We start from the raw sequence: 17,073 nt of genomic DNA, 5'->3' as shown, positions 1-17,073 counted from the left end.
AAATATTTCGGCACGGCATCGTTTCAGGGGATTGTAAATTTCTATCTTCGCAATAGCTGAAGAACGGCTATGTTCAGCCGGGCCGTTGGTGCAGGTAAACGGAAGAGGTCCGCTGTGGCAGTGCTTGTGGCAACGTTTGCGGCAGTGTTTTTGGTGAACGCGTTCAGGCGAACGCTTGCAGCACCAGCCAGATGTTTGCCGCGGAAATGATGGCGAATAAAATCCACGCTATGACTTTCGTCAGCGGCGAATTGACGAAGCTGCCCATCAGGTCCCGGCGGCCCGTCATGCGGATCAGTGGATACATCGCAAACGGCAGTTGCAGGCTGAGCACGACCTGGCTCATCACCAGCAGCCTGCCTACCGAATGTTCGCCCAGCATCAGCACGCCGGCCAGCGCCGGGCCCAGCGCCAGGCCGCGTGTGATCAGCCTGCGCTGGTAACAGGGCAGCTTCAGTTTGAGGAAGCCTTCCATGATGACCTGGCCGGCGATGGTGCCGGTGAAGGTGGAACTCTGTCCCGCCGCAAACAGGCCTATGCCGAACAGGATGCCGGCCATGGCCGTGCCGGTAATGGGGTCCAGCAAATGATAGGCTTCGTCCAGATCGGTCACCGAGGTATTGCCGGTGCGGTGGAAGGCGGAGGCCGCCAGGATCAGGATGGCGGCGTTGATCATCAGCGCGACCAGCAGGGAAAAGATGGTATCCAGCCGCGAGAACCAGATTGCCTCGCGTTTGCCGTGGTCGTTCTTTTCCACCACGCGGGTCTGTACGACGGAGGAATGCAGGTACAGGTTATGCGGCATGACGGTCGCGCCCAGTATGCCTATTGCCAGGTAGAGCGGTTCGCGGCTGGACAGGGCCTGCAGCGAAGGCACAAAGCCGGCGGCAATCGCGTGCCAGTCATTGCCGACCAGCGCCAGCTGCGTGAACAGGCAAACGGCAATCGTCAGCACCAGGCCCAGCACGATGGCCTCCACTTGCCGGAAGCCCTTACCGCGCAAGCCAAGCACCAGTACGGTATCGAGCGCCGTCAGCACCACGCCGTAAGGCAGCGGCACGCCCAGCAACAGCTTGAAGGCCAGCGCGCAGCCCAGTACTTCCGCCAGATCACAGGCAATGATGGAAAGTTCGGCCAGCACCCACATGAATTTATTGATGCCGGGACTATAATTTTCGCGCGACAACACCGCGAGGTCCTTGCCGGTGGCGATGCCCAGGCGCATGCTCAGGCATTGCAGCACAATCGCCGCCAGGCTGGACAGCAACGCGACAAACAACAGCTGGTATCCGAATTGCGACCCTGCCTGTACGGCGGTCGCCCAATTGCCCGGGTCCATATAGCCGATGGAAATCAGCAGCCCCGGCCCGACAAACCGCAAGGCCTTCTTCCAGAACGGCGCGTTGCGAGGAATAAAGACGGTGCCAGCCACTTCAGACGGACAAAACGGAGCGGTGGCAGTGGTGGGCAAACCGAACATGGCGGGCAATCGAGATAGGATGACTCTATTCTACCTATAAACAAATGAATGCCGATTGATTTTGGCGAAGATGACGATAGCGGCGTGATGGGATGGCGGCAGTTCGCGCCACACAAAAAAACAGAGAAAAGTAGCCTGGGTGGAGCGCAGCGCAATCCGGGATTGATTTTCACAGTCGGTGGTGTATTTCCCCGATTACGCTATGCCCCGTCAGGGCTACTGATAGACGACATCGAAGAAGGTTCCGGCCAGCGGTAGCCAAGCACCGAATCCAGAGGATAAAAATGCTCCCTGACTTCGTCCAGCTGGTTGCCGCCCAGCAGATATATAAACTCTGCATCGCTGCGCAGATAAAAGCCGACATGCCCTTTCCAGCTGGCGGGATCATCGCGTGTCACGACGACGACACAGCCGGGCCTGGGTTGCTGCAGCGCTGCCCCCCATTCCAGCCAGGAGCGTGCCAGCGCAGAACCGGTGCCGGCAATGCCGGCCTGGCGCATACACCAGTCGGCAAATGAAGAACACCAGGCGACCTTATCATCGTAGCCGCGGATATTGGTGTGCTGGTGATATTCGGTGATGCGCGGATTGCTCTGCCCTGCCGCGAAACGGGCGATACCGATTTCTTTACGCGCCACCGGCATCCATGCTGCGTCGTTCATAGTTCCTCAAAAAATAAATCTGCAGGTGCACAGGCAGCTTCGTTCATGCGGATGTGAACATCGCGTTAAAGCGCTGCTGCATTTCCTCTGGCGACACTTGCTTGATGGTCTGGCTGATCATCCAGTGATGACTGAAAGGGTCGCGCAGTTTACCGCTGCGTTCACCGTAGAACTGGTCTTCCACCGGCGTGATGACCGTGGCGCCAGCGGCAATGGCGTTCGCAACGACCAGGTCGGCATTGCTGACCTGCAGGTACATCGCGCAGGCAACACCGGCGGATTCCGGCCCCCGGATATCATGCTCCGGATATTCGTCCGACAGCATCAGCTTGTAGCCGCCAATGTCGAGTTCTGCATGGCCGATGCGGCCGGACGGCTCGCTCAGGCGAAACAGCTCTGTGGCACCGAAGGCCTGCCTGTAAAAATCAATCGCCCGCGGCGCGCCTTTGACGCGCAGGTAGGCATTCATTTCGCGGATTAACGGGGTTGGCGATGCTGCCTGTTCTGCGGCCATGGAATGCTCCTCAACAATATGCAATCAGGAAATTACGGGTACAGCGTACCGCCTCTTCATGATAGTGCATTTGCGCGGACTATCCCACCTGAACCGCCCGCCGTTGCAAGCGAACGGAAAACCGGACTCAGGCGGGTCGCAGGTACATCAATTCTATGCTGTTGCCGAAAGGGTCGCTGGTATAGGCGCGCAGATAACCTTCCGCCGGTTCGTCCATGCGGGTGTCGTAGCCTGCCTGTTGAAGACGGTCCAGGAAATATTCCAGATCATCCACCATCAGCGCAGGGTGAGCCTTCTTGACCGGCTTAAAATCTTCCGCCTCCACGCCCAGATGCAATTGCAGAGGGCCGCATTCAAACCAGGCGCCGCCGCGTGCCAGCAGGTTGGCCGGCTTGGGGATTTCGTTCAGGCCCAACAGGCCGCTATAAAACTGGCGAGCCTTGTCTTCGCCCCCTTTGGGGATAGCGATCTGCACATGATTGAGGCCATAAATTGTAGGCATCAGCAACTCCTTGAATAATTTCGTAGAACCCATGAATGGCTTCATGGATAAATCCCTCGCGACAACCCGGGAGCTGAGACAAACCCAGGCAAACCCAAGCAAATCCGTTTCTCGCTCAGGCATCGCGCCGGCGGCTACCGGCAAACACGGTCCATATCGCACAATAGGATAGCAAAGCCAGGACAAAGCCGCTGAGGCCGGCCACCACCACGTAAAACAGCCAGCGTTCCAGCGGCACCAGCGGATGCGCCAGGCCGGCAACGCCACAGCATACTGCGCCGGCGGCAATGATGCCGGCAGATAGATAGACTTTGAGCATTCCCGGTAGTTCCATCTCATTTGTATCCGTTACAGGCGCTGCGGCGGGCTTCTGGTCCAGCCAGGACTTGACCCACCAGGCCAGCACCAGCAGACCCAGGGCAGTACTGATGTGCTGCAGCAGCTTGTACAGGTACCAGTCATAGCCGTCGCTGCTGTAGATCACTGTACGCAAAAAATCAATGTGGTTGACGACCGCGGAATTGCGGTGCGTCAGCGAATCCCAGGCAATATGCGTGGCAGCCCCCAGCATCACCGACCAGGCCACGACCCAGGAGGATACCTGCGGCAAGGCCGAAGATTCGAACACATTGCTGCGCAGGCGTGTGGAAATGAAACCGGGCAGCAGCAAGCTCGCCGGACGCTTGATCAATAAATGAAAGATCAGGTACACCAGCAAGCCGGCGGGCAGGCAAAAGCTCAGGATGCCGATAAGGCTATGCGTCATCTGGCCATGAATGCCAGGCAAAAAATAGGCAAAATCCGGAGCCATGCTGCCGATGGCCATCGCTGAGATGGAAACCCGGCGACCCAGCAGCTTGTGGATCGGAAGAATGGCGGCGGGGTGGGATAGAGTAAAAGGCAAGGAAGCGATTCCAATAAGGCAGGCAAGGCAGACAGAGGTGCGTTGCCGTATTTTACCTGCGGTGCAGCCCGCTGTGGTGTGTGCTATGAAGCGGCTGTAGGCGGGCTACAAAGCTGCCTACAGCGCGGGCGATGACACCGGCGCCATGAAGCAGGCGCTCCGCGGCCGGGCCCACGCGAGAAGGCGTCAGTTGCCTGCGCTACGGTTCCTGGCCAGCACATCCCGGTACTGGCGCGGCGTAACGCCGACCGTGGCCTTGAAGACTTGTGAAAATATCGTCTGGTCCTGGTAGCCGCAATCGGCAGCCACGTCGGCCATGCTCTTGTCCAGGTCGGCCAGCATTACCGAGGCGGCGTCCAGCCTTATCTTGGTCATCATCTGCCGCGGCGCCAGCGAGAATATTTTATGGAAATGGCTGTCTATCTGCGTACCCGGCAAGCCGGTCAGCTGTTCCAGGTCGGCCATCTGTATGTTCTGCTCATAATGCGTGTGCAGATGCCGGACGGCGGCGGATATCTTGTGGTAGACCGGGTCGCGCTGGTCGGGCATGGCGAGGTCGCGCGAGATGCCTGTCAGACCGATGATGTTCTTGCCGGCATCGCGCAATGCCACTTTCTTGGTCAGGCACCAGCCGGGATCGTGCTCGGGATACAGGTGCAACTCCAGCTGGTTGTGAAATTCCTGCTCGCCGCTCAGCACCAACTGGTCTTGTTCTTCATAGGTGCTGGCCAGCGCAGCGGGAAATACTTCTGCAGCGGTGCGCCCTATCAGCTCGCTCTTGTCCTTACAGCCGCAGCGCCGGGCCAGCGTCTGGTTCAGCACCACGTAGCGCCCATTCATATCCTTGACGAAAAAAACGACGTCCGGCAAAGCATCAAACAAAAACTCGGAAAAAAAGACGTTGGCAATGCGTTTGGCAAAGATGTCGCGTTCGACAGGAGAGGGATGTCTGGGAATATTATTCATACGGCTGGTTGTGGAATCGGAATGCGGAGCGACAAAATCGCACTGTTTGACCATATCAATTAATTAAGATATTTGCAACTATCTTTACAATCATTAACCTCTTTAGCATCACACGGCATCGTCATTTCGCATGCTTGCAGATATTTTTGTACGGATTGCCCCTTGTCGCGCGACCAATGCTGGTCAGGCACTGTTGTTTCGCCTGGCGGAATTGAAACGCAGAATAATCGATGGAAATATGTCGCCCCTTTACGTCATATTTCTTATTAAATTTTTAGTTTTGACTAATAACAAGTTAAAATTTTCCAAGATACCGGTAAAATCCGTAGAAAATACAGAATCTGGATAAAAATGCTAGAGACGCCGACAAAACCCGCCCTTCCCAAACTACGTGCCGCCGACGTCGCCTATGACGCCATCGAGAGCATGATCGTCACCCTTAAATTAAAGCCAGGCTCGCCGGTGGTGGAATCCGAACTGGTGGATGTCACCGGACTGGGGCGCACGCCACTGCGGGAAGCGCTGATGCGGATGTCGTCCAACGGCCTGATCGTGCAATTGCCAAGGCGCGGCCTCATCATCAGCGACATCGAAGCCGCCGAGCACATGACGCTGATAGAAACCCGCCGCGTGCTGGAACACCTGATCGCCAGCAGTGCTGCCCGCCGCGCATCGCCGCAGCAAAGGGAAGACATCATGGCCAGCGCCGACAAGATGGTGGTAGCCGCCAAGCAGAGGGAATTGGGCGTCTATATGGATGCAGACCAGGCGCTGGACCACATGATCCACGAAGCCTGCCGCAACCCTTCAGCGGTAAAAGCCGTTACGCCGCTGATCATCAAATGCCGACGCTTCTGGTACGCCTACCAGCATGAAGGCGATATTGAGGAAAGCGCACGCTGCCACATGCTGCTGGCCAAGGCGATTGCCAAGGGCAATGAGGAGCAGGCCGTAAAGGCGTCCGATTCGCTGATGGATTCGCTGGAGATGTTTGCCCGCAAAGTCATCAACGGTTGAGGTAAGGCCCAGGCCAACCAAGAAAAAAATAGCCCGGATTGCGCTACGCTGCATCCAGGCTACAATTCGGCGCAGTTCTTCAGATTTTTTTCCAGCCAGGCGCACGCTTTTCGACAAAAGCCTGTACACCTTCCTGCGCCGTCTCTTCCATCATATTGCAGGCCATGGTCTGCCCAGCCAACTGGTAGCCGGCGGTTATGCCCATTTCCAGCTGCTTGTAAAACAGCTGCTTGCCCATCGCAATCGCCACCGCCGGCTTGGCCAGGATACTGGCCACCAGCCGAGCGACTTCCACATCCAGCTCCTCGGCCGCCACGACCCGGTTCACCAGCCCGCGCTGCAAGGCCGTCTGCGCATCAATAAAGTCACCCGTCAACAGCATCTCCATCGCCTGCTTGCGCGGCACATTGCGGGACAAGGCCACCGCCGGCGTCGAGCAGAACAACCCGACATTGACGCCCGACACCGCAAACCGCGCTTCCACAGCCGCCACCGCCAGATCACACATCGCCACCAGCTGGCACCCCGCCGCAGTCGCGACACCCTGCACCCGCGCAATCACCGGCTGCGGCAATTGCTGAACCTGCAGCATCAGCTTGCTGCACTGCTGGAACAGCGTCTTGTAATACTCCGCCTCAGGCGTCTGCACCATCTGCTTCAGATCATGCCCCGCACAAAACGCCTTGCCCGCCGCCGCCAGCACCACAACACGCACCCCCTCATCCTGCGCAATGTCTTTAAACGCAGCCTGCAAGGCCGCCATCATTTCTTCAGAAAGAGGATTAAACCGCTCCCCACGATTCAGCGTCAGCGTCGCAACGCCGCCTTCGTCAGAACGCAATACATAGGGCTGTTCCATGATGCCTCCGTATTTTGAAATAGATTCCCCACGTTTAAACTTGAGTTGCTTTGATTTTGACGTTGGGGGTTGTTCTTGATGTCGCTTTTGAAGTTCATCCGCTTGGGACGCTGCATTTTTTGCGCGGCAGAAAATGGATCAGAAACAGACGTTGTTTGAGCCGTAGGCGAGTTTCGTCTGTTTCCCGTTTTTTGTGGTGCAGAAAATGTGATGGAGCTTGCTCCGTCACCGAAGGCAAGTCTGCGGTCGCCTTTTTTGGCATACCTTTTTTGGCGAAGCAAAAAAGGTATGTAGCAGCCGGGCTACCCCCGGCCAGCAATCAAAACATCTCGTTGACCGTAGAAACTGAGTCAGACGTGACGTGAATCGGTTTATTGGCGATCCAACGGATCCAAATCGCCCTGCTCCCCCACAGACACATCCGTAGTCTTCCCCTGCCCCAACAACACAGGCGGCACATAATTCGCCAGCAAAATCTCCCTGCTCTGCGGCGTCTCCAGACTGACCCGCCCCAACGCCCCGCTGCGGTAATCCAGCAGCAGGGTATGCGCGGCTTTCTCGAAATCCCAGTCGCCGCCCTTCAGCTTATAAGCCCGTTTCTGCGCCACTCCCTCGACGACACTGACGGCATCAATGCCCTCGGTCTTGATGCCGTAACGCGCCGTCAGGAATTGCGGATACATCGCCAGCAGCTGCTCGGCCAGGAAAGTCGCCACCTCCTCCTCAATCAGCGCATTGACGCCGACCGCATGGCTAGCCGCCAGCATCAGGCCGTCGGTAGGATGCTGGATCTTCGGCCACAGCATGCCGGGTGTATCGGTCAGTATCATGTTCTTGCCCAGGTACAGGCGCTGCTGTACCTTGGTCACCGCAGGCTCATCGCCGACATTGGCAACGCGCTTTTTCAGCAGTGCATTCATCAGCGTCGATTTGCCGACGTTGGGAATGCCCATGATCATCATGCGCAGCGGCTTGGTCGGCACGCCGCGGTGCGGTGCGCATTCCAGCGCCAGCGCAGGAATGCGGGCCACGTCGGACGGCTTCTTGCAGCTCAGCGCAACGGCGCGTACGCCTTTCTGGCTATTGTAGAAATCGATCCAGGCCTTGGTGGCGGCAGGGTCGGCAAGATCGCTCTTGTTCAGGATCTTGAGGCAGGGACGCTGACGGAAAAGGCGCAGCTGTTCCACCATGGGATTGCAGCTTGCCTGCGGAATGCGCGCGTCCAGCACTTCTATGACCAGGTCGGTGCTTTCCATGGACTCCGCCGCTTTCTTGCGGGCGGCGTTCATGTGGCCTGGGAACCATTGTATCGACATGCTAAGTTCTTCTTTTTACTAAACAAAGCGCTATTTTACGGACTTGTGCCGCCGATAGCCGATTTGTTTGCGTAAACTGGTATAAAAATGGCAGCAAAAACAATGATTTTCATGGTTTTTGCGTGAAATACCCGAAAAATCCCGAAAACGGCTATTCCAGTTCCGCCAATACCTTGATATGCGCAACCACGCTGCGGCCCAGCGCGGACAGGTTGTAGCCGCCCTCCAGGCAGCTGACGATACGGCCTTTGGCATAGGTCTTGGCGACCTCCATGATTTTTTGCGTGATCCACGCATAGTCGGCTTCCACCAGGCCCATCTGCGCCATGTCATCTTCCCGGTGTGCATCGAAGCCGGCGGAAATGAAGATCATTTCCGGCTGGTGCTCATGCAGCGCGGGCAGCCATTGATCGATGACGACCTGGCGCACCGTCTCACCGTAGCTATGCGCCGGCACCGGCACGTTGACCATGTTGGCCGCAGGGTGGCCAGTGCCGGAGAATGGGTAAAACGGGTGCTGGAAAAAGCTCACCATCAGCACCCGTGGGTCGCCGATGAACGCGGCTTCGGTGCCGTTGCCGTGGTGGACATCGAAATCGACGATGGCGACTTTTTTCAGGCCATGCACGTCCATCGCATGTTTGGCGGCGATGGCGACGTTATTGAACAGGCAAAAACCCATCGCCTCGGAAGGCGTTGCATGGTGGCCCGGCGGGCGCACCGAACAGAATGCATTATCCAGTTCCCCGGCGATGACCGCATCGGTGGCGGCGACAGCGGCGCCGGCGGCGCGCAGTGCGGCGCGCCAGCTATAGGCATTGAGGCTGGTATCGGCATCCAGCGGAAAATAGGTATATTCGGATTCTGCGGTGGGGCAGTTTTCGCGGATGCGGTAAATGGCATCGGCGGTATGCACGCGCGCCAGTTCCGACTCATCGGCCGGCGGCGCCTCACGATAGTCGATCAGGCTGTCGATGCGGCTGGCGATCAGTTGGTCTTCTATCGCCTGCAGACGTTCCGGGCATTCGGGATGCCAGGACCCCATCTCATGGCGCTTGCAATCGGCGTGGGTGTAAAACGCGGTGGTCATGGGCGATATTGTAGTGTGCTGGTTTTGGTCAGGTCCGCTGTCTCAGTGCTGCACGAACGCCTGCCTCCCGGGTGGGAGCAGATACTCTAGTTTCAACCGAATCGGACTTTTTTGCAAATTGCCCTTAAATCGCCGTCGCTGCGAAGAACAAATACCGTGAATCCGTTTACACTAACCGGGTTAATGTCCCTAAGGCAAACCCATGTTCTCCAAAGTGCACGATGTCGCCAAACAGGTAGGCCGCATCATCATCGGCAAGGATCTGCAAATACGCCAGTCGCTGGTCTGCCTGCTGGCCGGCGGCCACCTGCTGATAGAAGATGTGCCCGGCGTGGGCAAGACCACGCTGGCGCATGCGCTGGCGATATCGCTGGGGCTGAAGTTCAACCGGCTGCAATTCACCAGCGACCTGCTGCCGGCCGATGTCGCCGGCATTTCCATCTTCGACCGCGAAAAGAACCAGTTCGTGTTCCACCCCGGCCCTGTCTTCACGCAGGTGCTGCTGGCTGACGAGATCAACCGCGCCACGCCTAAGACCCAGTCCTCATTGCTGGAAGCAATGGAAGAACGGCAGGTCACCGCCGAAGGACAGACGCGGCCGCTGCCGCATCCCTTCTTTGTCATCGCCACACAGAACCCTAGCTACCAGGTCGGCACCTTTGCACTGCCGGAATCACAGCTGGACCGCTTCCTGATGTGCCTGTCGCTGGGCTATCCGGATGCAGCCGCCGAGCGCGCGCTGCTGCTGGGCGAAGACCGGCGCAGCCTGCTCAATTCGCTGCCGACCGCAATGCAGCCCAGCGAACTGCTGGAAGCGCAGCAGGCGCTGAAGCAGGTCCACACCGCCAATTCGCTGGTGGATTATGTGCAGGCGCTGGCGCATGCGACGCGCCAGGGCGACCTGTTTGCCGAAGGCATGAGCCCGCGCGCCGCCATTGCGCTGCTGCAGGCGGCGCGCGCCTGGGCGGCGCTGGAAGGACGCGACCATGTGTTGCCGGAAGATGTGCAGGCCGTGCTGATCCCCGTGGTGGCGCACCGGCTGCGCCCCTTGAAATCGGTCAGCGGCAAGATCAGCCCCAGCAGCGAACTGCTGGGCCAGCTGATGCTGAAGGTGCCGCTATAAAGACGATGCAGATTCCCATGCTCGCCGCCTTGCAGCAGAAGTTCCGCCGGATGGTGTTCCTGGAGCACAAGCCGGAATCCGGCGAGGTGTTCCTCAAACAGCGCCGCGTATTCACACTGCCCGCCAAGTCCGGCATGGTGTTCGTGCTATTGCTGCTGGTGCTGTTCATTGCCGCCACCAACTACAGCCTGAGCCTGGGTTTTGCGCTGACCTTCGTATTGGGCGCTTGTGCATGGGTCAATGCCTTCCTCACCTTCCGCAACCTGGCATACCTGCACCTGCTGGCCGGTCCGGTGCAGCCGGTGTTTGCCGGGGAAGAAGCGCAGTTCACGCTGCACCTGATCAACCGACGCAAGCACCAGCGCTATGCGGTCTTCATCGGCTTTGCCGGCGCAGGCCATCAGGAACAGGCGGTGGACATTGCGCCGGACAGCCGCACCAGCGTGCAGCTCAGCGCTCCAACCGTGCAGCGCGGCCGGCTGCCGATACCGCGCGTGCGGCTGCAGACCTGGTTTCCGTTGGGCCTGCTGCGCGCCTGGAGCACCTGGCTGCCCGATGCGCAGGCACTGGTGTATCCCCAGCCGGAACTGCATGCGCCGCCGCTGCCGTATGCGGGTTCCAGCCAGTCGGACGGCCAGGGCCATGCGGGCAATGAAGATTTTTCGGGCGTGCGCGCCTACCAGGTCGGCGATGCGATCAAGCACCTGGCATGGAAGCATATTGCCAGGCTGGGCAGCGATTCCGGCGGCCCGCTGATCACCAAGGAATTTGCCGGCGGCTCCGCCAGCGACCTGACGCTGGATTTCGACAGCCTGCCGCGCAGCATGGACACCGAACTGAAATTGTCGCGCATGACGCGTTGGGTGCTGGATGCGGATGCAACGGCGCTGCCGTATGCATTCCGGCTGCACGGCGCCAGCTATCCGGCCCGCACCGGCCAGGCGCACCGGCTGGAATGCCTGCAGGCGCTCGCACTATTTGAATTATGAAGCCCGTCAACAAACCATCTCCTGCACTGGCCGGCCTGCACTCTACGTGGCGCAAGCAGCCGCTGTCGCGCGATAAGGCCGATACGCTGCTGCTGATGGCAGCCTGCCTGCTGGTGTTGCTGCCGCATATGCTGCACCTGGACTGGTGGACCAGTGCCGCCGGCCTGGGGCTGCTGGTTTGGCGCGGCTGGCTGACGCTGACCGGCAGGCGGCTGCCACCATCGTGGGTGCTGGTGCCGGTGTCGCTGCTGATGATGGCGGGTGTGTACGCCAGTTTCCGCACGTTTTTCGGCCGCGATGCGGGCGTGGCGATGCTGGTGCTGCTGCTGGCCTGCAAGCTGCTGGAAATGCATGCGAAGCGCGACCTGTTCGTCGTGCTGTTCCTGAGCTTTTTCCTGCAGATGACGAGCTTCTTCTATTCACAGACCATGGGCGCCGCGGTGCTGAACGTCGCAACGGTCGTGCTGCTGCTGACAGCGCAATTGTCCTTTCACTACACCGGCCTGGTGCCGCCGCTGTGGCAAAGGCTGAAGATGGGCACGCTGATCATGGGCCTGGCAGTGCCGCTGACGGTGGTCGCCTTCCTGCTGGTGCCGCGCATACAGGGGCCGCTGTGGGGCTTGCCCAGCGACGCCAACGCGGGACGCAGCGGCTTGTCCGACTCCATGGCGCCGGGCAATATCAGCGACCTGGCGCTATCGGACGACATCGCTTTCCGGGTCAAATTCACAGGCACGGCACCGCCGCGCTCGCTGATGTACTGGCGCGGCATCATCCTGGACGAATTTGACGGCAAGGTATGGACGCACGGCAGCCAGAAGTTTCCCGGCCCGCAGTCGCCACAGTCACCACAGGCACGCGGCCAGGCAAACCCACAGGCGAGTTTCAGCGGCAAGCCGGTCACGCAGGAAATCATCCTGGAACCGAGTGGCCAGCGCTGGCTGTTTGCGATGGATATACCTGAGGGTGCGCCCGTGCTGGAAGGTTTGGCGAGCACGCGCAATGCGGGCATGGAGTTGCGCGCCAGCCGGCCTGTCAGCAAGCGGCTGCGCTATCAGGTCACGTCTTACCCCGGCTACGTGCTGCAACCCGACATCGGCGACAGCATGCGGGAAGCGATGCTGGATCTTCCGCCCGGATACAATCCCAAGACACTGGCCTATGCGAAGGAATTGCGCACGCGCCTGGGCGGCGACATGCAGATCGTCAATGCGGTGCTGCAGATGTACCGCAATGAAAAGTTTTCTTATACGCTGGAACCGCCTTTGCTGGGTGTAAACGGCATAGACGATTTCCTGTTCACCACGCGCCAGGGCTTTTGCGAGCACTATGCCAGTTCTTTTGTTGTGCTGATGCGCGCAGCGGGCATCCCGGCACGCGTGGTCACCGGCTACCAGGGCGGCGCACTGAACGTCGTCGATGGCTTCATGGAGGTGCGCCAGTCTGAAGCCCACGCCTGGGCCGAGGTGTGGCAGCCGGATCGAGGCTGGCTGCGGGTAGACCCTACCGCCGCTGTTGCGCCCAGCCGCGTCAGCCTGTATGCGCCGCTGCGGAGACAGGGTATTTCCGGCCTGTTCAGCGTCGGCAATAATTCCACGCTGTCCAGCCTGAGGATGCGCTGGGACGCGCTCAACAATAGCTGGAACCAGTGGGTGCTGAACTACAATGACACTACGCAGAAGGATTTCCTGCGCTCGCTTGGCTTCTCCGATGTAGACTGGCCCAATCTGATTCTGCTACTGTTCGTGGTTGGCTCCGTGGCAATAGGCATCGTTGCACTGCCGCTGATGCTCAACCGCGCGCGGCTTGCGCCGCTTGATAAGGTATACTTCTCCCTGTGCCAGAAAATGGCAAAGAGGGGGTTTGCAAGGCCGCCGCACGAAGGGCCGTCTGCATACGCTGCCCGCCTGCAAGCGGGCTTGCCCGCAGAAGCTTTTGCGCCGGCGCAAAAATTCCTGGCTTTATATACCGCCGCCAAATACGGAAAAAATAGCCTGCCCGAAGCCGCTATCGTTTCCAGACTTAAAACCCTGTTGGCGCAATGCCGCTGACACTTTCCAGCCTTTTATCTTGAAAATATCCAAATCCCTTCCCCTGGCAATGCTGGTCGCCGTGTCCCTGGCAACCTCGCTTGCCGCACCGCATGGCTACGCAGCCGATGCTGCCGCCAAGAACAAAAAGAAAACCAAAGCCAGGACCGAACAGGCCAGCGACCAGGCAAGCAATGAATACGTCCACTTCGCGCAATGGAAGGACGTGTCCGAATTTATCGACCAGATGGCGTCCACCCATGGCTTCGACCGCGCGCAACTGGCCGCCACGTTTGACAATACACGCTACATAGAATCGGCGATCAAGCTGGTCAAGCCGGCGCCGGCAGGCCGCCCCAAGAACTGGAAGGCGTATCGCGCGCGCTTTGTCGAACCCATCCGCATCGATGCCGGCATCGCCTTCTGGGACCAGTACGCCGACGCGCTGGCACGTGCCGAAAGCCAATACGGCGTGCCGCCGGAAATCATCGTTGGCCTGATCGGCGTGGAGAGCATCTTCGGCCGCATGACCGGCAGCTTCCGCGTCATGGACACGCTGACCACGCTGGCTTTTGCCTATCCGGATACGCCTAACCGCGAGGCGAGAATGGAGTTTTTCAAGATGGAACTGGAAAACCTGCTGCTGCTGGCGCGTGACTCTAATGTTGATCCTCTGTCCTATAAAGGTTCGTATGCGGGCGCAGTAGGCCTGCCGCAATTCATGCCCGGCAGCATCCGCAAGTTTGCGGTGGATTTCGATGGCGATGGCAAGATCGATCTGTCAGGCTCCGCAGTGGACGCGATCGGCAGCGTGGCCAATTACCTGTCGCTGCACGGCTGGAAAAAATCATTGCCGACCGTATTCCCGGCCACGCTGACAATTCCGGAAGCCTATGCTCCCGATACCGCCGATGCCGCCAAGGCGGCCGTCAGCAGTTTCCAGAGCCAGGGCCTGAAGGCCGCCTATACACTGGATGAGCTGAAAGCAATTGCAAGTACAGCCGGCGACGCGCCCGGCAACCTGCAATACGGTGTGGTGGATCTGCAAAACGGCAGCGACGCGACCGAATACTGGTTTGCGACAGATAATTTTTATGCCATCACGCAATACAACCGCAGCTTTTTCTATGCGATGTCGGTCATCGATCTCGGCAGGGTCATAGGAGCAGCGCGCAGCAGCAGATAAATCCTCGGGGAACCAGTGCAAACGCATTTTGTTCTGCACACCGGTATTGAAAAATGCTGCAGAGGTTCAATATTATGTAGCGGAAGGCAAGATTTCTGACGGAAAATTGCAACATGACATGTAAACTTCCGAACAGACATTATTTCCAGACGGAAAATAATCTTGTAAAAAACAAGCTTTTTTGCAATAAAAATTGCTAATCAGTATGTTTTACACTACATTAGTGTTATCTAATGATACATTTATCATGTAAATTATACAATGTGTCAATAGATTTAACAATGTTTTGCTATTCGAATGGCAAGTAAACGCCATTTTAAAGATACAATATTACCGTTTGATTAATTTTTTATTGAAGCAACAATCCGCGTCAATAAGCTTAAATAAATAGCGAGGTAATTATGGCAAATCTGACTCAGCTTGAATCCGATGATATCGACTACGATCCCAACAACCTGTTGGATACGTTGATCAAGCAATTGCATTTAAAAAATGATGCGGCGCTGTCCAGGGCATTGGAAGTAGCACCCCCTGTCATCAGTAAAATCAGGCATCGTCGCCTGCCTGTAGGCGCATCCCTGTTGATACGCATGCATGAAATTTCTGACGTCAGCATCAAGGATTTGCGTGAACTGATGGGTGACCGTCGCGCAAAATTCCGCATCAGCGACAAACAGTTCAAACCAAAAGAAACCGATACTTCCGCTACACCGCAATAATTACACTGCAGGCGGCTGAGCAGATGCAGCCGCAACTGGGGTAGGGAAGACGAGAATAACGAAAATGTGCACGCAGCACATCTTCGTTATTTTTTTATGCTCGCCATATAGACTGCTTTACAGGCGACCGGATACATCGGGTGCTGCACCTGAACGCAGGCGCGCTTCCTGATTCTGCCTCAGGCAGGGAATACGCCGGTGGACAAATAACGGTCGCCGCGGTCGCACACGATGAAGACAATGGTAGCGTTTTCAACCGTGTGTGCAATGCGCAACGCCACTTCGCAGGCGCCTGCCGCCGATATGCCGCCGAAAATACCCTCTTCCACCGCCAGCCTTCTCGCCATGTGCTCAGCGTCGGACTGGCTGACCGATTCCACCTGGTCTACCCTGGCGCGGTCGAAAATCTTCGGCATGTAGGCTTCCGGCCATTTGCGGATGCCGGGGATCTGCGAACCCTCTTCCGGCTGCGCGCCGATGATCTGTATATCGGGATTCTTTTCTTTCAGGTAGCTGGATACGCCCATGATGGTGCCGGTGGTGCCCATCGCGCTGACAAAATGCGTGATTCGTCCCTCTGTGTCGCGCCAGATTTCCGGTCCCGTGGTTTCATAATGCGCCAGCGGATTGTCCGGGTTGGCGAACTGGTCCAGTATCGTGCCCTTGCCTTCTTTCTGCATCTGCTCAGCCAGGTCGCGCGCGTATTCCATGCCGCCGGTTTTCGGCGTCAGCAGGATCTGCGCGCCATAGGCCGCCATGCTCTGACGCCGCTCTATGCTAAGGTTTTCCGGCATCAGCAGCAGCATCTTGTAGCCGCGCATCGCCGCCGCCATTGCCAGCGCAATGCCGGTATTGCCGCTGGTGGCTTCTATCAACGTATCGCCGGGCTTGATCTCGCCTCGCTCTTCCGCGCGTTTGATCATCGACAATGCCGGCCTGTCCTTGACCGACCCGGCAGGATTATTTCCTTCCAGCTTACCCAGGATGACATTATTGCGCCGCCTGATTTCTTCTCCCGGCAGGCGCCGGAGCATGACCAGCGGCGTATTCCCTATCGTGTCTTCTATGGTCAAATATGGCATGGCGATCTGCAGAAATATTTCAAACCACCATTCTAAACGCTGTTGGATAATGCCGCTTGTGGCCCTTCGCCGCGGCAACGGCGGCCGCACATAAAAAAATCCCTCCGCTTGCGGAGGGATTGCTTGTTTGCCTGGCTGTTTGCCATCGAGCCCGGCAACAGCCAGGCTTGGCGCCAGCTTATTTGGATGCGGATGCTGCGGCTGCTGCAGCGGCTTCCTTGGCGGCTTTTTTGGAAGCCTTGGTTGGCTTGGCCGGTTTTGCATCAACGGCCGATGCCGAAGCGGCGGCAGGTGCAGCAGCAGGCGCAGCGGCAGCGGCCGGTGCTGTCTTGGCGGCTTTGGCTGGTGCAGCCGGCGCGCCGGATTTAGCCTGGCCGTTGACTGTCAGGCCGGCGGCGGACAGTTTGGTGCCGCTCTTGTCGCCTATGCCTTTGACGCGAGTTTCAAAATCAGCCCAGTCCTTGAAATTGCCGCCTTTGGCGCGCTCATCGACAATTGCTTTGGATTTGGCAGGGCCCAGGCCTTTTACCGCATCCAGTGCGGCCTGATCTGCTTTGTTGACATCAACCTGGGCAAATGCAAAACCCATGGTGGCGATCAGTGTGGCAACTACCAACAGTAATTTCTTGAACAT

The 17,073-nt window shown here is 58.1% G+C and carries 17 protein-coding genes; 6 read left to right on the top strand and 11 right to left on the bottom strand.

The window, feature by feature from the left end; all coding sequences use genetic code 11:
* Positions 1-163: 163 nt before the first annotated feature.
* From ACO0LO_RS15930 to ACO0LO_RS15905, 6 genes are all read right to left on the bottom strand, one after another.
* Positions 164-1,480: an Nramp family divalent metal transporter gene (locus ACO0LO_RS15930; protein WP_422965227.1), complete on the bottom strand. Its 1,317-nt coding sequence runs from the start codon at positions 1,478-1,480 to the stop codon at positions 164-166.
* Between the two features lie 200 nt (positions 1,481-1,680).
* Complete coding sequence (locus ACO0LO_RS15925) at positions 1,681-2,124, bottom strand: TIGR02594 family protein (protein ID WP_422965878.1); 444 nt, start codon at positions 2,122-2,124, stop codon at positions 1,681-1,683.
* A gap of 61 nt (positions 2,125-2,185) precedes the next feature.
* On the bottom strand, positions 2,186-2,656 hold the full coding sequence (locus tag ACO0LO_RS15920) for a VOC family protein (protein WP_422965226.1): 471 nt from the start codon (positions 2,654-2,656) through the stop codon (positions 2,186-2,188).
* Positions 2,657-2,783: 127 nt separating this feature from the next.
* Positions 2,784-3,158 carry a VOC family protein gene (locus ACO0LO_RS15915; RefSeq protein ID WP_422965225.1) on the bottom strand — a complete coding sequence of 125 codons (375 nt, stop codon included), beginning with the start codon at positions 3,156-3,158 and terminating at the stop codon, positions 2,784-2,786.
* A 115-nt stretch (positions 3,159-3,273) separates the two neighbouring features.
* Positions 3,274-4,062 carry a DUF4184 family protein gene (locus ACO0LO_RS15910; protein WP_422965224.1) on the bottom strand — a complete coding sequence of 263 codons (789 nt, stop codon included), beginning with the start codon at positions 4,060-4,062 and terminating at the stop codon, positions 3,274-3,276.
* A gap of 186 nt (positions 4,063-4,248) precedes the next feature.
* Positions 4,249-5,028, bottom strand: a complete 780-nt coding sequence (locus ACO0LO_RS15905; RefSeq protein WP_422965223.1) for a PAS domain-containing protein — start codon at positions 5,026-5,028, stop codon at positions 4,249-4,251.
* A 351-nt stretch (positions 5,029-5,379) separates the two neighbouring features.
* On the opposite strand from ACO0LO_RS15905, the gene ACO0LO_RS15900 reads away from it, so the two are divergent.
* Positions 5,380-6,045, top strand: a complete 666-nt coding sequence (locus tag ACO0LO_RS15900; RefSeq protein WP_422965222.1) for a GntR family transcriptional regulator — start codon at positions 5,380-5,382, stop codon at positions 6,043-6,045.
* 79 nt (positions 6,046-6,124) lie between these two features.
* Here the strand turns inward: ACO0LO_RS15900 and ACO0LO_RS15895 are convergent, their stop codons facing one another.
* The 3 genes from ACO0LO_RS15895 to ACO0LO_RS15885 form a co-directional block, all read right to left on the bottom strand.
* Positions 6,125-6,904, bottom strand: coding sequence for an enoyl-CoA hydratase (locus ACO0LO_RS15895; RefSeq protein WP_422965221.1), 780 nt, complete (start codon positions 6,902-6,904; stop codon positions 6,125-6,127).
* Between the two features lie 371 nt (positions 6,905-7,275).
* Positions 7,276-8,220, bottom strand: coding sequence for a ribosome biogenesis GTPase YlqF (gene ylqF, locus ACO0LO_RS15890; protein WP_422965220.1), 945 nt, complete (start codon positions 8,218-8,220; stop codon positions 7,276-7,278).
* Positions 8,221-8,371: 151 nt separating this feature from the next.
* Positions 8,372-9,310 (bottom strand): histone deacetylase family protein, encoded by a 939-nt coding sequence (locus ACO0LO_RS15885; protein WP_422965219.1) that lies wholly within the window; start codon positions 9,308-9,310, stop codon positions 8,372-8,374.
* Positions 9,311-9,512: 202 nt separating this feature from the next.
* On the opposite strand from ACO0LO_RS15885, the gene ACO0LO_RS15880 reads away from it, so the two are divergent.
* The 5 genes from ACO0LO_RS15880 to ACO0LO_RS15860 all read left to right on the top strand — a co-directional run bounded on the left by ACO0LO_RS15880 (position 9,513) and on the right by ACO0LO_RS15860 (position 15,357).
* Positions 9,513-10,433 carry an AAA family ATPase gene (locus ACO0LO_RS15880; RefSeq protein ID WP_422965218.1) on the top strand — a complete coding sequence of 307 codons (921 nt, stop codon included), beginning with the start codon at positions 9,513-9,515 and terminating at the stop codon, positions 10,431-10,433.
* A gap of 17 nt (positions 10,434-10,450) precedes the next feature.
* Complete coding sequence (locus ACO0LO_RS15875) at positions 10,451-11,422, top strand: DUF58 domain-containing protein (protein ID WP_422965217.1); 972 nt, start codon at positions 10,451-10,453, stop codon at positions 11,420-11,422.
* Positions 11,419-13,473, top strand: coding sequence for a transglutaminase TgpA family protein (locus ACO0LO_RS15870; protein WP_422965216.1), 2,055 nt, complete (start codon positions 11,419-11,421; stop codon positions 13,471-13,473). Before ACO0LO_RS15875 ends, ACO0LO_RS15870 begins: the two co-directional genes overlap by 4 nt.
* A gap of 49 nt (positions 13,474-13,522) precedes the next feature.
* Positions 13,523-14,638 (top strand): lytic murein transglycosylase B, encoded by a 1,116-nt coding sequence (gene mltB / locus ACO0LO_RS15865; RefSeq protein ID WP_422965876.1) that lies wholly within the window; start codon positions 13,523-13,525, stop codon positions 14,636-14,638.
* Positions 14,639-15,039: 401 nt separating this feature from the next.
* Positions 15,040-15,357, top strand: coding sequence for a hypothetical protein (locus tag ACO0LO_RS15860; RefSeq protein WP_422965215.1), 318 nt, complete (start codon positions 15,040-15,042; stop codon positions 15,355-15,357).
* Between the two features lie 179 nt (positions 15,358-15,536).
* Here ACO0LO_RS15860 and cysM read toward each other — a convergent pair whose 3' ends face one another.
* On the bottom strand, positions 15,537-16,439 hold the full coding sequence (gene cysM, locus ACO0LO_RS15855) for a cysteine synthase CysM (protein WP_422965214.1): 903 nt from the start codon (positions 16,437-16,439) through the stop codon (positions 15,537-15,539).
* 178 nt (positions 16,440-16,617) lie between these two features.
* The gene (locus tag ACO0LO_RS15850; protein WP_422965213.1) at positions 16,618-17,073 is read right to left on the bottom strand and encodes a ComEA family DNA-binding protein; all 456 of its coding nucleotides are present in this window, start codon (positions 17,071-17,073) and stop codon (positions 16,618-16,620) included.

The organism is Undibacterium sp. TJN25 (assembly GCF_049339885.1).
Taxonomy (GTDB): Bacteria; Pseudomonadota; Gammaproteobacteria; order Burkholderiales; family Burkholderiaceae_D; genus Undibacterium.
Note: the sequence above shows the minus strand (reverse complement) of the source record. Positions and strands in the feature narration are given on the sequence as shown.

Coding starts and splice junctions, on each gene's coding strand:
- ACO0LO_RS15880 (WP_422965218.1), top strand. CDS start 9,513: ATGTTCTCCAAAGTGCACGATGTCGCCAAACAGGTAGGCCGCATCATC.
- ACO0LO_RS15870 (WP_422965216.1), top strand. CDS start 11,419: ATGAAGCCCGTCAACAAACCATCTCCTGCACTGGCCGGCCTGCACTCT.
- ACO0LO_RS15885 (WP_422965219.1), bottom strand. CDS start 9,310: ATGACCACCGCGTTTTACACCCACGCCGATTGCAAGCGCCATGAGATG.
- ACO0LO_RS15905 (WP_422965223.1), bottom strand. CDS start 5,028: ATGAATAATATTCCCAGACATCCCTCTCCTGTCGAACGCGACATCTTT.
- ACO0LO_RS15915 (WP_422965225.1), bottom strand. CDS start 3,158: ATGCCTACAATTTATGGCCTCAATCATGTGCAGATCGCTATCCCCAAA.
- cysM (WP_422965214.1), bottom strand. CDS start 16,439: ATGCCATATTTGACCATAGAAGACACGATAGGGAATACGCCGCTGGTC.
- ACO0LO_RS15900 (WP_422965222.1), top strand. CDS start 5,380: ATGCTAGAGACGCCGACAAAACCCGCCCTTCCCAAACTACGTGCCGCC.
- ACO0LO_RS15875 (WP_422965217.1), top strand. CDS start 10,451: ATGCTCGCCGCCTTGCAGCAGAAGTTCCGCCGGATGGTGTTCCTGGAG.
- ACO0LO_RS15925 (WP_422965878.1), bottom strand. CDS start 2,124: ATGCCGGTGGCGCGTAAAGAAATCGGTATCGCCCGTTTCGCGGCAGGG.
- ACO0LO_RS15930 (WP_422965227.1), bottom strand. CDS start 1,480: ATGTTCGGTTTGCCCACCACTGCCACCGCTCCGTTTTGTCCGTCTGAA.
- ACO0LO_RS15860 (WP_422965215.1), top strand. CDS start 15,040: ATGGCAAATCTGACTCAGCTTGAATCCGATGATATCGACTACGATCCC.
- ACO0LO_RS15920 (WP_422965226.1), bottom strand. CDS start 2,656: ATGGCCGCAGAACAGGCAGCATCGCCAACCCCGTTAATCCGCGAAATG.
- ACO0LO_RS15850 (WP_422965213.1), bottom strand. CDS start 17,073: ATGTTCAAGAAATTACTGTTGGTAGTTGCCACACTGATCGCCACCATG.
- mltB (WP_422965876.1), top strand. CDS start 13,523: ATGCTGGTCGCCGTGTCCCTGGCAACCTCGCTTGCCGCACCGCATGGC.
- ACO0LO_RS15895 (WP_422965221.1), bottom strand. CDS start 6,904: ATGGAACAGCCCTATGTATTGCGTTCTGACGAAGGCGGCGTTGCGACG.
- ylqF (WP_422965220.1), bottom strand. CDS start 8,220: ATGTCGATACAATGGTTCCCAGGCCACATGAACGCCGCCCGCAAGAAA.